At 66.0% G+C, this 13,101-nt stretch carries 12 protein-coding genes; 7 read left to right on the top strand and 5 right to left on the bottom strand.

Going from position 1 to position 13,101, the window contains the following annotated elements:
• Positions 1–4 precede the first annotated feature (4 nt).
• Positions 5–772 (top strand): phytoene/squalene synthase family protein, encoded by a 768-nt coding sequence (locus AC04PH_RS10145; protein ID WP_483065624.1) that lies wholly within the window; start codon positions 5–7, stop codon positions 770–772.
• 1 nt (position 773) lies between these two features.
• On the opposite strand, the gene AC04PH_RS10140 is transcribed toward AC04PH_RS10145, so the two are convergent.
• The 3 genes from AC04PH_RS10140 to cobA all read right to left on the bottom strand — a co-directional run bounded on the left by AC04PH_RS10140 (position 774) and on the right by cobA (position 4,219).
• Entirely contained in the window at positions 774–2,018 is a 1,245-nt protein-coding gene (locus tag AC04PH_RS10140) for an MFS transporter (RefSeq protein ID WP_483065623.1), read from the bottom strand.
• A 78-nt stretch (positions 2,019–2,096) separates the two neighbouring features.
• Positions 2,097–3,371 (bottom strand): cobyrinic acid a,c-diamide synthase CobB, encoded by a 1,275-nt coding sequence (locus AC04PH_RS10135; RefSeq protein ID WP_483065622.1) that lies wholly within the window; start codon positions 3,369–3,371, stop codon positions 2,097–2,099.
• Entirely contained in the window at positions 3,368–4,219 is an 852-nt protein-coding gene (cobA, locus tag AC04PH_RS10130) for a uroporphyrinogen-III C-methyltransferase (RefSeq protein ID WP_483065621.1), read from the bottom strand. The genes AC04PH_RS10135 and cobA overlap by 4 nt, the downstream gene beginning before the upstream one ends.
• Positions 4,220–4,315: 96 nt before the next feature.
• On the opposite strand from cobA, the gene AC04PH_RS10125 reads away from it, so the two are divergent.
• The 5 genes from AC04PH_RS10125 to AC04PH_RS10105 all read left to right on the top strand — a co-directional run bounded on the left by AC04PH_RS10125 (position 4,316) and on the right by AC04PH_RS10105 (position 8,295).
• Complete coding sequence (locus AC04PH_RS10125; RefSeq protein ID WP_483065620.1) at positions 4,316–5,362, top strand: cobalt-precorrin-5B (C(1))-methyltransferase; 1,047 nt, start codon at positions 4,316–4,318, stop codon at positions 5,360–5,362.
• Positions 5,359–6,087: a cobalt-precorrin-6A reductase gene (locus AC04PH_RS10120; RefSeq protein WP_483065619.1), complete on the top strand. Its 729-nt coding sequence runs from the start codon at positions 5,359–5,361 to the stop codon at positions 6,085–6,087. Before AC04PH_RS10125 ends, AC04PH_RS10120 begins: the two co-directional genes overlap by 4 nt.
• On the top strand, positions 6,084–6,713 hold the full coding sequence (locus tag AC04PH_RS10115; RefSeq protein WP_483065618.1) for a DNA-3-methyladenine glycosylase family protein: 630 nt from the start codon (positions 6,084–6,086) through the stop codon (positions 6,711–6,713). Before AC04PH_RS10120 ends, AC04PH_RS10115 begins: the two co-directional genes overlap by 4 nt.
• Positions 6,714–6,783: 70 nt before the next feature.
• Positions 6,784–7,455 (top strand): alpha/beta hydrolase, encoded by a 672-nt coding sequence (locus tag AC04PH_RS10110; RefSeq protein WP_483065617.1) that lies wholly within the window; start codon positions 6,784–6,786, stop codon positions 7,453–7,455.
• A 255-nt stretch (positions 7,456–7,710) separates the two neighbouring features.
• Complete coding sequence (locus AC04PH_RS10105; RefSeq protein WP_483065616.1) at positions 7,711–8,295, top strand: HNH endonuclease; 585 nt, start codon at positions 7,711–7,713, stop codon at positions 8,293–8,295.
• Between the two features lie 4 nt (positions 8,296–8,299).
• Here the strand turns inward: AC04PH_RS10105 and AC04PH_RS10100 are convergent, their stop codons facing one another.
• Both AC04PH_RS10100 and AC04PH_RS10095 read right to left on the bottom strand, forming a co-directional pair.
• Entirely contained in the window at positions 8,300–9,520 is a 1,221-nt protein-coding gene (locus AC04PH_RS10100) for a DUF6683 family protein (protein ID WP_483065615.1), read from the bottom strand.
• A gap of 4 nt (positions 9,521–9,524) precedes the next feature.
• Positions 9,525–11,435, bottom strand: coding sequence for a hypothetical protein (locus tag AC04PH_RS10095; protein ID WP_483065614.1), 1,911 nt, complete (start codon positions 11,433–11,435; stop codon positions 9,525–9,527).
• A gap of 211 nt (positions 11,436–11,646) precedes the next feature.
• On the opposite strand from AC04PH_RS10095, the gene zwf reads away from it, so the two are divergent.
• On the top strand, positions 11,647–13,101 hold the full coding sequence (gene zwf / locus AC04PH_RS10090; RefSeq protein ID WP_483065613.1) for a glucose-6-phosphate dehydrogenase: 1,455 nt from the start codon (positions 11,647–11,649) through the stop codon (positions 13,099–13,101).

Genomic DNA, 13,101 nt, shown 5'->3' with positions numbered 1-13,101 from the left:
GTACATGAGCATCGCTGCCTGCGCCGCACTTGTCCGCACCGGCGATCCTGACCGGTTCGCCGCAACCATGACCGCACCGCCCGACAGGCGCGGGCCGCTCTTCGCGCTTTATGCGCTCAACCTCGAAGTGGCGAAGGCGCCGTGGATCACGCAGGAACCGATGATCGCCGAGATGCGCCTGCAATGGTGGCGCGACGTGGTGGAAGAGATCGCCGCAGGCAAGCCCGCGCGGGCGCATGAGGTGGCGGGACCGTTGGCGGACGTGATGCGTGAGTATGACCTGCCAGCGGAAACGCTCGACCGGATGATCGCCGCGCGGCGCTGGGATATTTACAAGGATGCGTTCGCCGATCAGGCCCACCTCGACGATTATATCGACCGGACGGCGGGCGATCTGATGTGGCTGTCGGCCATGACCTTCGGCGCATCAGACCAGTACGAGGCGGCGGTGCGCGACGTGGCCTATGGCGCGGGCATCGCGGCCTTTTTGCGGGCGGTCCCGGCCTATGTGGAAAGCGGTCGGGTTCCGCTGCTCGACGGGCGCGACCGCGGTGTGCAGATGTTGGCGCAGAGCGCCCGTGACCGGTTGCGCCGCGCGCGCGGCACCGATTTCCGCGTGTCCACGCCCGCGATCCGCACCGCCTGGCAGGCCGACGCGATCCTGACGCAGGCGATCCGCGATCCGGGGCGCGTGGGTGACGGCACACTGGGCCTGTCGGAATTCCGCAAGCGCGGGTCGCTGTTGGTCAAGGCCGTGACCGGCGGCTGGTGATCTATATCGCTGGCGTGGGCCTGCGCATCATCAGCCATGTCAGCGCACCGCCCGCCAGCACCAGGAACGGCACCATGGCGAGGTTGACGGCCGTCCAGCCCTGCACGGCGTCGCCGCCCGAACAGTTCATCAATCCGCCCGATGCCAGCGACGCGATGGTGACGCAACCGAAGACGATCATGTCGTTCATGCCCTGCACCACACCACGCTCCTGCGGACCATGCGCGCCGGCCAGCATCGACGTGGCCCCGATGAAACCGAAGTTCCAGCCAAGCCCAAGCAGGATCAACCCGGCGTAAAAGCTGAGCAACGACGGCGCGGTCTCGTCCGCAAGCTGCACACCCAGCAAGGCCGCGACACCGGCAGCGGCCAGAATCGCAAGGCCCAGGGCGACGATGCGCTCCACGCCGAAGCGCGCGATCAGATGGCCGGTAAAGAACGAGGGCGCGAACATCGCGACCACGTGCGCCGACACGATGTCGTTGGCGTTGTTCTTGGTATAGCCGCAGCCGACGACGGCCAGCGGTGTCGACGTCATCACGAGGTTCATCAGCGCGTAGGACACCATCGCGCAGATGATCGCCACGACGATACGCGGGTCGCGCAGCAGCTCTGCCTTGCTGCGGGTCGCGGCGGCGCTCACGGGGGCAGGCTCGCGCCGTGTGCCCTTGGGCAGTTTCAGGCCGAAGAACAGCAGCATGCCCACAAGGTTCAGCGCGGCCACGGCCAGATAGCTGCCCATGAACGGCACGGCGAATGCATCCTGCACCAGCTTGTTGAGCTGCGGCCCGAAGACCGCAGACAACAGCCCACCCGCCATCACATAGGAGATCGCCTTGGGCCGGAAGGCATCGCTGGCCTGATCGGTGGCGGCAAAGCGGTAGAATCCCTGCGCCGACATATAGATGCCTGTGAGGTAGGATCCCGCCAGCAGGATCGGGAACGACCCGACGGACAGCCCGTAGGCCGCGACCAGCGCACCGACGGCGCCGCCGATCGCCCCGATGAAAAAGCCCAGTTGCCGCCCGTGGCGCTGCATCAGCGGGCTGATCCAGGGGGCCGTGGTCATCGAGCCGAAGACGATGAAGCTGATTGGCAGCGTCGCGAGGCAAGGATTGGACGACAGCATGCTGCCCGCCAGCCCGCCGATCACGAAGATCATCGGCATCTGCGCGCCGAGAATCGCTTGTGCGGCGACGAGAACGGCGACATTGCGCCGGGCGAGGGCATCGTTTGGCTGGGTCATGACAGCATCGCTAGACCTGTTGCGGCGCAGGCGCAATGGCTGGTAGGACGGACCGGTCGCCGGATCAGTGCGGCTTCGTCACTGTGGCTGGTCCGCGCGGTCGATCAAATGGGCAAACGACCCCGACACACGTCCATTCACCAGTCCCATCGAGGCGAGGGTGCGTCCTGTGGCATCCTCGGCCCGAAACAACGGTGTCCCAGCGGCGCGGATGGTCGTGGCGTAGTGAAATTCATGCGCCATCCAGTTCCCCGCCATCGACCCGGTCGCTGCGCTGACACGGCGGTATCCCAGATGAAGGCGGCGCGTCGCGAAGGACGTGTCGAGCGACAGCAGGCCGGCCATTTGATGGGTTCCGCCATCGGCGTCCTGAAGTGTTTCGCCCAGCACCATATAGCCGCCACATTCACCATAAATGTCAGTGGATTGTACGGCATTCCTCAGGCTTTGCATGAAGATGTTGTTGCCCGCGATGCGGCCTGCTTGCAGTTCCGGGTAACCGCCGGGCAGAAACACCAGATCGCAATTCGGCACGGGATCGTCTGCGAGTGGCGAGAAGGTCACGATTTCGCTGCCGCCCATGCGCCAGTCGGCCAGCAGATGCGGATAGGCGAAGGCGAAGGCGTCGTCCTGCGCCACGGCGATCCGGTTGTAGGGCATCGGCATCGCGCGGTGCGTTTCGTCAGGGGCGATGGGCGCTGTAGGCAGGGCGGTGAGGTCCACGTGGTGTGCGACCAGATCGGCGACAGCGTCGAGCCATTCGTCGAGGTCGGATCGCTCGGATGCCTGCACCAGACCAAGATGGCGTGAAGGATGCGCCAGGTCGGCGCGGCGCGGGATCGCACCGATCACGGGCAAATGCGCTGGAAAATGCCGGCGCAGCATCGCGGCGTGACGGTCGTTGGCGACCTTGTTCAGGATCACGCCTGCGACCTGCACATCCGCCCGATGTGCCGCGAAGCCTTCGGCAATTGCAGCGGCGCTCTGCCCCATGCCAGACCCGTCGATGACGAGGACCACCGGCACCCCGAGGATTGCGGCGACATCGGCGGCGGAGCCTTTGCCGTCAGGCGGCGCGCCGTCGAAAAGGCCCATCGCACCCTCGACCACCAGAAGCCCGTCACCCTGCGCCAAAGCGCGGATGCGGGCGGGCGACATGGCCCAGGCGTCGAGATTGAAACAGGCCTGCCCGCAAGCGGCCTCGTGAAAGCGCGGGTCGATGTAGTCGGGGCCGGATTTGGCACCGCGCACCGCCCCGCGCCGCGACAGGGCACGCAGCAGGCCGAGCGTGATCGTGGTTTTGCCGGAGCCGGAAGACGGAGCCGCGATCAGCAGCCCGTGGCCGTCGGTCATGCGCTTTCGGCGGGGCGGCCGCGCCCCAATGGGTCGAGGTCGCGGGGCGACTCACCCGCCGCCATGCCCTGCCAGTCCAGCACCTGCCGCATCAGAACGGACCGCCCGACGCATATGATCGCGGGCGGCTCCAGACCCGCGGTGGTGATGTCGTCCACGATTGTCCCGAGCGTGGTTTCCAGTACAGTTTGGTCCGCTGTCGTGGCCGTCGTGACGACTGCCACCGGTTCCGATGCGGGCCGTCCGGCGGCCAGCAGTTGGTTCGTGATATGGGCGATGTGTTTCATCCCCATGTAGATCACGATCACCTGCGATCCCCTTGAAATCGCCTGCCAATCCAGCGAACCCGTCGCGTTACCGCTCTGGTCGTGGCCGGTCACGAAGGTGACCGATTGGTTCACGTCGCGGTGCGTCACCGGGATGCCGGCATAGGCCAGCCCGCCGATGCCTGCCGAGATACCCGGAATGATGCGGATCGGGACGCCATGCTGCACCAGCGTCTGCGCCTCTTCCCCGCCGCGCCCGAAAACGAACGGGTCGCCGCCTTTCAGGCGCAGCACGCGTTTGCCAGCGCGGGCAAGATCGACCAGCCGCAGCGAAATATCGCGCTGTTTCGCAGATGGTTTGCCGCCGCGCTTGCCCGCGTAGATAGGTTCGGCCTGTGGTGCACAGTCCAGGATCGTCTCCTGCACCAGCGCGTCATAGATCACGACGTCGGCCTGCCGCAGCGCGTTCAGCGCGTGCAGCGTCAGCAGCCCCGGATCGCCGGGACCGGCCCCGCAAAGCCAGACCCATCCGGGTTCGAGCCGGGGCCAGTCGTGCTGCGGGAGGGTAAGCGAAGTCGTCATGCCGTGGTTATGCCGTGAAAGCGCCGCGCCGAAAAGGTGGCAAACGACGCGCGTTTGCGCATTGGCGGCATTGCGGGCCGTGCCTATAGTCCGGCCATGACACGCAAGCCAGCGACCGATCTGCGCCGGGGATGGACCACGGGTGCCTGTGCCACCGCCGCCGTCAAGGCCGCGTTGCAGCGGCTGTGGACCGGTGCCTTTCCCGCCGAGGTGGGGATCGTGCTGCCACGCGGCGAGACGCCGATTTTTCCGCTGGCCCACGCCGATGCCGACGAAAACTGGGCCGAGGTGGGCATCACCAAGGATGCGGGCGACGACCCGGACGTCACCCATGGTGCGCTGATCATCGCGCGGGTGGCGCGGTCGGCGGGCGGTGTGACATTTCACGCGGGCGAGGGCGTCGGCACGGTCACCAAGCCGGGCCTGCCGATCCCGGTGGGCGATCCCGCGATCAACCCGGTGCCGCGCGATATGATGCGCGCGGTTGTGTGGGAGATGGCGGGCCGGTATGGCCAGCAGCCCGACATCGCGATCACGATTTCGGTCCCCGGCGGCGCGGAGATCGCTACGAAAACATGGAACCCGCGGCTGGGGATCAAGGGCGGGCTGTCGATTCTCGGCACCACAGGGGTCGTGCGGCCATTCTCCTGTGCCGCCTGGATCGCGTCGATCCATCGCGGCATCGACGTGGCGCGCGCCGACGGGCTGACCCATGTGGCGGGATGCACGGGTGCCACGTCGGAACGAGTGGTGCAGGAGCTTTATGCGCTGCCGGATCACGCGATGCTGGACATGGGCGATTTTGCGGGCGGGATGCTGAAGTATCTCGGCCGTCACCCGGTGGCGCATGTCACGATCGGCGGCGGTATCGGCAAGCTGACCAAACTGGCACAGGGCGCGGTCGATTTGCATTCCTTGCGATCACAGGTTGATTTTGCGGGTCTCGCGCAGATGATGGGCGACGACAGGCTAGCCGCGGCCAACACGGCGCTGGAGGCCTTTGCGCTGGCGGGGCCGCCGCTGGCGCAGAAGATTGCCGACCGCGCGCTGGCGCGGCTGAACGACGGATACGGGGAACGGATGACATTCGACGTGGTCATGATCGATCGGGCAGGCACCATCCTGGCGAGGGCCGGACAATGACGGTGCTGGTTCTGGCAGGCACGGGCGAGGCGCGCGCGCTGGTCGATCTGCTGGCACAGGACGGTGTCGACGCGATTGCCTCGCTTGCGGGCGACACCCGCACGCCCGAACCGCTGGCACTGCCCACGCGGGTCGGTGGCTTCGGCGGGATCGAGGGATTTCGCGCCTATGTAAAGGGCGCGGGGATCACCGCGGTGCTGGACGCCACACACCCCTATGCCGCCGCGATCACCAAACGCACCGCAGCCATCTGCGCCGAAGACGGTATCCCCTATTGCCAGTTGCTGCGCCCCGGCTGGACCCCGGAGCCGGGCGACGACTGGACCGAGATCGACAGGGAAGAGGACGCCGCACTCTATATCCACAAGTGGCAGACGGTGTTTCTGGGCACCGGTCGCAAGACGCTCTACCGGTTCAAGAACCTCGAAGGTACGCGGGTGATCTGTCGCCTGATCGACCCGCCGACGGAGCCGTTTCCGTTCGAGGGTGGCGAATTTTTGATCGGCCGCCCGCCATTCTCCGTGAAGCGCGAGACGGAGCTGTTTCGTCTGCTCAACGTCGATTGGCTGATCGTGAAGAACGCGGGCGGCGAGGCCAGCCGGACGAAGCTGACGGCGGCGGGCGATCTGGGGATTCCCGTGCTGATGATCAAGCGCCCGCCGATGCCCGATGCGCCACGGGTGCAAACTGTCGAAGACGCCCGCGCCTGGATCGCCGGCTTGTGACAGAGCGTGTCATTCGCGGCGATGCCTGTGTCGCCGAGGGGGCGGCGTGGCTGGCGGCACGCGATCCGGTGCTGGCGCAGGCACTCGCAGATGTCGGGCCGCTTCCGTTGCGGCTGAAACCTGACGGGTTCGCGGCGCTGCTGAACGCCATCGTGGGCCAGCAGGTCAGTGTCGCCTCCGCTCGCGCGATCTGGGGCCGTGTTTTGGAGGCCGGGCTGGACACGCCGGAGCGGGTCGCGCAGGCTAGTGACGACGATCTGAAGTCCGTAGGGTTGAGCCGCCCGAAGATGAAATACGCGCGGGCGTTGGCAGCGGTGGACATCAACTATGACGCCCTGCGCGCAAAACCCTCCGATCACGTGATCGCCACGCTGGTCACCGTGCCGGGAATCGGCACATGGACCGCGGAAATTTACGCGATGTTCTCGCTCGGGCGGGCGGATGTCTTCGCCCACGGCGATCTGGCCCTGCAAGAGGCGACGCGGATGCTCTACGATCTGCCCGCGCGCCCGACCGAACGGCAGATGCGCACCATCGCCGCCGCGTGGTCTCCCTGGCGATCCGTCGCCGCGCGCATCCTCTGGGCGCATTACGCCGCCAGCAAGGGCCGGGCCGGTGTCATCTGACACGCTTGCAGTCGCGCGGCACCCCAGCTAGCTATCTGCGGGCGAGCATCGGCGACCGGGAGAGCGGGACATGACACGTGCACTACAGGCAGGCCGGCGCGACCCGGCGTCCGGCGACATTCGGGCCGCGGTGATATTTCTGCACGGCTATGGCGCGAACGGAGCCGACCTGCTGGGGCTGGCCGATCCGCTGGAAGAACATATGCCGGATACGCTGTTCCTCGCCCCCGACGCGCCGGAGGCCTGCGCCGGTGCACCCATGGGGTATCAGTGGTTTCCGATCCCCTGGATCGACGGATCGTCGGAGGAGGAATCGCGCGCCGGGCTGGAACGCGCCGCCGACGACCTGAACACCTTTCTCGACGGTGTGATGGTGGACGAGGACCTGTTGCCCGAGCAGGTGATGATCGTCGGCTTTTCGCAAGGCACGATGATGGGTCTGCATGTGCTGCCGCGCCGCGAGGACCCGGTGGCCGGGCTGGTGGCCTTCTCCGGGCGACTGCTGGAGCCGGAATTGCTGGCGGACGAGGCGGTCAGCCGCCCGCCGGTCCTGCTGATCCACGGTGATCAGGACGACGTGGTGCCGCCACAATCGCTGCCACAGGCGGCAGAGGCGCTGCAGGGCGCCGGCTGGAAAGAGGTCTATGCCCACGTCATGAAAGGCACCGGTCACGGGATCGCGCCCGACGGGCTGCAGGTGGCGTTGGCCTTCATGCAGGAGCGGCTGGGGATGCGCGCCTGAGCCTGCCTGCACGCGCGACCCGTATCACTTTGCCGAAAATACTCAAAACAGGCGGCGGCGCAGCCGCCACCACCCGGCGACGTGCGCAGCACGGCGCAAAACCTCTTCGCGAAACCGTCATATTACGGCGCTAGCCGTTGTAGGGCGATGCGAGGCTTGCCCTTTGCCACCCGCTATATATAGTTTTTCGCAAGCGGTCCGGGCGGGGTTCCCGCTCTGGGCCGACAGGCGACAGAGCAGGGATGATTTTGGCTGATGGACGGTGACTTTCGAACCAATTTCGTGCGCGAATCCGGGGCGCTGAAACAGTTTCCGGCGCTGGTGCTGAACGCGGATTATCGCCCGCTGTCCTACTACCCGCTGTCGCTCTGGCCCTGGCAGGACGCGGTGAAGGCGGCCTGGCTTGACCGGGTCGATATCATCGCCGAATACGACGAGGTGGTGCACAGCCCATCGACCGAAATCCGCATCCCGTCGGTCGTGGTTCTGCGCGACTATGTGAAGCCGCAGAAACGCGTGGCCTTCACCCGGTTCAACCTGTTCCTGCGTGATGAATTTCGCTGCCAGTATTGCGGGGCCAAGGGCGATCTGACGTTCGACCACGTCGTGCCGCGCGCGAGTGGTGGTCGGACCAGTTGGGAAAACGTCGTCGCCGCCTGCAGCCCCTGCAACCTGCGCAAAGGGTCGAAGGCGCTGCGCCATTCCGGGCTGACCCTGCGCCGCCCGCCGCGTCAGCCCGCGGCAGAGGCGCTGCGCAACACCGGCCGCAAATTCCCGCCCAACCACCTGCACAAAAGCTGGATCGACTTCCTGTATTGGGACGCCGAACTGGAAGCGTAAGGGATCAGTTGTCGCCCAGCGGGTTCTGCGCCGCTATCCGCACGAGGTCGTAGCTGCGACCACCGGTGGACAGTTCCATCGCGTCGCCGGTCAGGATGATGGTCAGATCGAAGCTGTTGGCTCCGCTTTTGAAGGTGCCGGTCAATCCGTCGCCTGCGCGGCGCAACTGGGTCGGAAATGTCTGGTCGCCGAACACGATCTCGCCCTCGTATGCGCCGTTCCCGCCGAACAGCGTCAGCGTCAGTTCCGGCCCGGCGAAGCTCCCCAGATAGGGATCGGCGGGTGGCAGGCCCAGCGGGTTGACGGCATCGGGCTGCGGTTCGGGGGCGGCTTCGGCCTGCATACCGGTCTCGACGGGCGTGTCGGTTTCGACGGCCGCCGCCGTGTCGCCCAGACTTGGCAGGGCCGGGCCTTCGCTTACGCCGAGGCGGGCGTAGTCGGCGGCCACTTCGGGGAATTCCGCCTCCCACGTGGTCGACCCGTCCGCGATACCCGCTTCCGCCGCGATGAGGCGGGGTGACTTCTCCAGCCCGTCGTCGCCCAGAAAGAAGAACGCCGGGTGCAGACCGAAGCCGGTCAACACGTCGCGGCTGCCCGATTGCAGCACGGCGATGGTGCGGGTGTCGCCGCTTTCCTTCGCCGTCTCGTATTGCAGCGCCGTCACGACCGTGGACAGCATCAGCATTTCGCCCATCGCCTGTTTTTCCGTCGCCGATTGCGTCGCCAGTTGCGACCCGTCGAAGGCCACGCGGATCAGGTCGCGCACGGCGGTGTCCTGTGCGGGTGTCGTCTCCTCGATGCCCTGGATGATCTGGAATGCGACCAGCACGGTGGCGGCGACGATGTCGGCCACGTTGTCGGCGCGCCAGCCGGTGCTGTCGAACCCCTGATCCATGATCTGCTGCTGAAACTCCGGCGTCATCTGCGACAGAAATTCATCGGCTGCGGCAAGGCTGGCCGCATCGCCGCCGGGGGCGAATATGGTGCGGAATTCGTCATGCACCTGCGCGGTCACGTCGGCATCGAAGGTAAAGTCATATTGCGCGGAATCGACCGCCGCCGCATCCGCCGCCGACACGTCGGTCGTGCCGCCTTCACCGAAAAAGGAATCGAAGGCCCCGTTGATCTGGGCGGTGGACCGGTCGGGCGTCGTCTGCGCCGTGGCCTGTGCGGCCAGCAGGCAGGCGAGGGCGGCGACGAGGCTGCGAAGGGGGTGCATGGCCATGATCTTACTCTTCCTTTGGTGTGTAGCGCTGATCGCTGATGATGAAGGAACCGAGTTCATCCTGCATGAAGAAAAGCTGTTCGGAAACACCGTTGTCATAGGTGAAGGTGATGACATTGCCGGTGATGTCATAGGTGCCCTGATCGCTGTCGGAACTTTCGCTGCCCACGCTGGTGCTGGCGATGGCCGTGCTCATCGCGCTCATGAACTGGCTGTCGGTGGAAAAGACGAAGCGGTTGCGGGGCAGAAAGATGTAGTTCCATTCGATATAGGTGTGCGAACAGGATGAATACGGCCCGCAGATGCCGCCGCCGCTGAAATGGTTGGACCAGTAATGCCCCTCCAGCACCGTGCCGGTGGCGGGGGCGACCGGCAGCATCGGTTCGCCGTCGAGGACCGGCGTGCCGCCCTGCAGGGCGAAGGCATAGCTTTCCGGCTCGCCCTCGTATGTGATCACAATCTGGTTGCGCAGCACCTGATAGGTGTCGCAGGCGGGCAGGCTGTTCAGGCGGGTCCGGGTGCAGTCGTCCGCGACACCGGGATCGGGCGCGCCGACATAGACGTAGCCGTCGGGGTGGAAGGTATAGACCACCGGCTCGAATGCGGTGAAGGTACCATTGAACGTGGTTTCGTAGCGAAAGAACCGCCCGCTCAGCGCCTGTGTGCCTGTGGGGCCGGGCGGCGCAGGATCGGGGCCGTATTTCGGCAGGCTGACCGGCGTGCCGCGCCCCTCGCAAACAAGCGCCAGCGCGCTGCTGGAGGATACGAAAGCGCCAAGCGCCCGCCCGTCGCTGACGCTGACCGAAAATTCTCTCAGGCCGGTGCCTTCCTGCTCGGAATAATACGAGGATTCGCCTGCCAGCGGCCCGGTCAGCCAATCGACGGTGCTGCTGGTGGAGTCCATGACCTCCGACAGCGCGTAAAGCCCGGTTTCGTCACCCAGCCGGTAGCCGTATCCGGGCAGAAAGGCGAAGGGCGTCGCGTTCTGCGTCGCGACATCGGTGCAGGTATAGTTGCCCACCTGCGGCGTGATCAGGCGCGCACGGGCGGCCAGCGCCTGATCGGTGGCCCCGGCCTGCGGGCAGTCGTAGCTGGTATAGGTGCCGCCCCGCGCGACATCGGAAATCGACAGGGCCGCGCCGTCCTCGTTGAAGCTGGCGTAGCCGTAGGCGTCGCCGAACGGCCCGCCGAGCCAGGTGAAATCGCCGTCCGCGTCCAGCCCCCAGCGCCCGTCGCCGAACGACGACCGGTAGGTCCCCGGCCCGGTGATCTGCACGATCAGGCTGGCGTGATCGACCGATCCTGTATCCTCGTCATAGCAGCGGTATTCGCCGGGCAGCGGCACCGCGTCAGGGTCGTATCCCGCCACCAGCGCCTCTTGCAGCGGCGTCGCGACGACTGGGGCCAGGGCGATGCCGGGCTGGAGCGGCTGCGGCGTATCCCCATCGTCGATGTAGGCCTGAAAGGTGCGCACCAGCTGCACATCGGCGGCATATTGCGTCAACAGGTTCCATTCGGGTGCGTCCAGCAGCACGGGCAGGTTGCGGCACCAATCGGCCTCCCGCCCCTGCGCCCGGGTGCCGAGGACGGTGACGATTTCGGCGCTGCGTTCCGCCAGCACGGCCCGGAACCCGGCGTCCATGTCCGCCGCCTCATCGGGCCATTGCCACAGGAACTGCGTCGCGTTGACCGCGTGCCAGTTATCGGCGGCGCGTTTGACAAGTGGCGCTGTCTCCGGCGCGGCGTCCCGGCAAAAGGCCAGATTGCCGTCGACGAAGGCCTGAATGTCCAGCAGGGTCAGCGCGGCCGTGGTGACGGCGGCGACATCGACGTCATCGCCGCTCTGCCCCGCCGCAGGGGTCGCCAGCGCAAGAAGCATCGCGCCCGTCGTCAATGTCTTGTGTCTGGACTGCATGACCTCACCCCGCATGTCCATCTTGTGCGTGGGCCGTGCGCTGTCAAAGGCAAAATTCACCGCCCGCCTGCAAACGCCGCGCATCGGCGGAAAGGCGGCTATTTTTGTGCTGCTTCGGCGCTGTCGTGGGCCGCGCCCGCTGCCCGTGCTAGACATGGGCGCGACACGCCGCTAGACGGAACCTGTTTGCGCTAACAGAAGGGGCCGCATCATGGTTTCACGCGTCATTCCGGTCGACGACTTCGACCTTGTGATCTTTGGCGGCACGGGCGATCTGGCCCGGCGCAAGATTCTGCCCGGGCTGTTCCGCCGCTTTCTGGCCGGGCAAATGCCCGAAACCTCGCGTGTCATCGGTGCCGCGCGCTCCGACCTCGACAGCGACGGCTACCGCGACATGGTGCGCGCGGCGATCGCGGAATTCGGCGGCGACGAAAAGGACGATGCCGACGGTCTCGACCGGTTTCTGGCGCAGCTGCACTACGTCGCGGTCGACGCCAAGGGCGAAGGCGGCTGGAAAGAACTGGCCGGGCTGATCCGCGACGGCGTGATCCGTGCGTTTTATTTCTCTGTCGCGCCGTCGCTCTTCGGCGATCTGGCCGAACGGTTGCACCGCCACAAGATCGCCGACCGCAAGAGCAGGATCGTCGTCGAAAAACCCTTTGGCCGTGATCTGGAAAGTGCCGAGGCGCTGAACGAAACGCTGGCCGAACACTTCAAGGAAGCGCAGATCTATCGGATCGACCACTATCTGGGCAAGGAGACGGTTCAGAACCTGATGGCGCTGCGCTTTGGTAACGTGCTGTTCGAACCGCTGTGGAACAATCACTACGTCGATCATATCCAGATCACCGTGGCCGAGACCGTGGGCGTCGGCGGGCGCGGGGCCTACTACGACCGGTCGGGTGCGATGCGGGACATGGTGCAGAACCACCTGATGCAACTCTTGTGCCTGATCGCGATGGAGCCGCCCAGCCAGTTCGGCGCGGACGAGGTGCGCGACGAAAAGCTGAAGGTGATCCGCGCCCTGCAGGACGTGGAACCGCACCATATCGTGCGCGGACAGTATGACGCGGGGCCGGACGGCCCCAGCTACCGCGAAGATGCGGAGAATCCCAAGAGTTTCACCGAGAGCTTCATCGCGATGAAGTGCCATATCAACAACTGGCGGTGGGCCGGCGTGCCGTTCTACATGCGCACCGGCAAGCGGATGAAGGCGCGGGTGTCGGAAATCACCGTGGTGTTCAAGGATCTGGGTCATTCGATCTTCGAGGGCGACACCGCGCGCCACCGCAACATCCTGTCGATCCGCCTACAACCCAACGAGGGGATGGATTTGCAGGTCACGATCAAGGAACCCGGACCGGGCGGTATGCGTCTGATCGACGTCCCGCTCGACATGACGTTCGCGGATGCGCTGGGTGACAGTGCGGCAGAGGTGTCGGACGCCTACGAACGGCTGATCATGGACGTGATCCGGGGCAACCAGACGCTGTTCATGCGTGGTGACGAGGTCGAGGCCGCCTGGGCCTGGACCGACCCGCTGATCGAAGGCTGGGAGGCGCGCAACGACGTGCCGAAAACATATGACGCTGGCTCTGCCGGGCCGGAGGATGCGATGATGCTGATGCACCGCGACGGGCGGCGCTGGCGCGATATCAAAGGATGA

This window comes from Yoonia sp. KMU-150, assembly GCF_056858355.1.
Note: the sequence above shows the minus strand (reverse complement) of the source record. Positions and strands in the feature narration are given on the sequence as shown.

What these genes read in the sequence shown, in the direction of transcription:
- AC04PH_RS10105 (WP_483065616.1), top strand. Translation starts at nt 7,711, where the DNA reads ATGGACGGTGACTTTCGAACCAATTTCGTGCGCGAATCCGGGGCGCTG.
- AC04PH_RS10110 (WP_483065617.1), top strand. Translation starts at nt 6,784, where the DNA reads ATGACACGTGCACTACAGGCAGGCCGGCGCGACCCGGCGTCCGGCGAC.
- AC04PH_RS10095 (WP_483065614.1), bottom strand. Translation starts at nt 11,435, where the DNA reads ATGCAGTCCAGACACAAGACATTGACGACGGGCGCGATGCTTCTTGCG.
- AC04PH_RS10120 (WP_483065619.1), top strand. Translation starts at nt 5,359, where the DNA reads ATGACGGTGCTGGTTCTGGCAGGCACGGGCGAGGCGCGCGCGCTGGTC.
- AC04PH_RS10135 (WP_483065622.1), bottom strand. Translation starts at nt 3,371, where the DNA reads ATGACCGACGGCCACGGGCTGCTGATCGCGGCTCCGTCTTCCGGCTCC.
- cobA (WP_483065621.1), bottom strand. Translation starts at nt 4,219, where the DNA reads ATGACGACTTCGCTTACCCTCCCGCAGCACGACTGGCCCCGGCTCGAA.
- AC04PH_RS10100 (WP_483065615.1), bottom strand. Translation starts at nt 9,520, where the DNA reads ATGGCCATGCACCCCCTTCGCAGCCTCGTCGCCGCCCTCGCCTGCCTG.
- zwf (WP_483065613.1), top strand. Translation starts at nt 11,647, where the DNA reads ATGGTTTCACGCGTCATTCCGGTCGACGACTTCGACCTTGTGATCTTT.
- AC04PH_RS10140 (WP_483065623.1), bottom strand. Translation starts at nt 2,018, where the DNA reads ATGACCCAGCCAAACGATGCCCTCGCCCGGCGCAATGTCGCCGTTCTC.
- AC04PH_RS10125 (WP_483065620.1), top strand. Translation starts at nt 4,316, where the DNA reads ATGACACGCAAGCCAGCGACCGATCTGCGCCGGGGATGGACCACGGGT.
- AC04PH_RS10145 (WP_483065624.1), top strand. Translation starts at nt 5, where the DNA reads ATGAGCATCGCTGCCTGCGCCGCACTTGTCCGCACCGGCGATCCTGAC.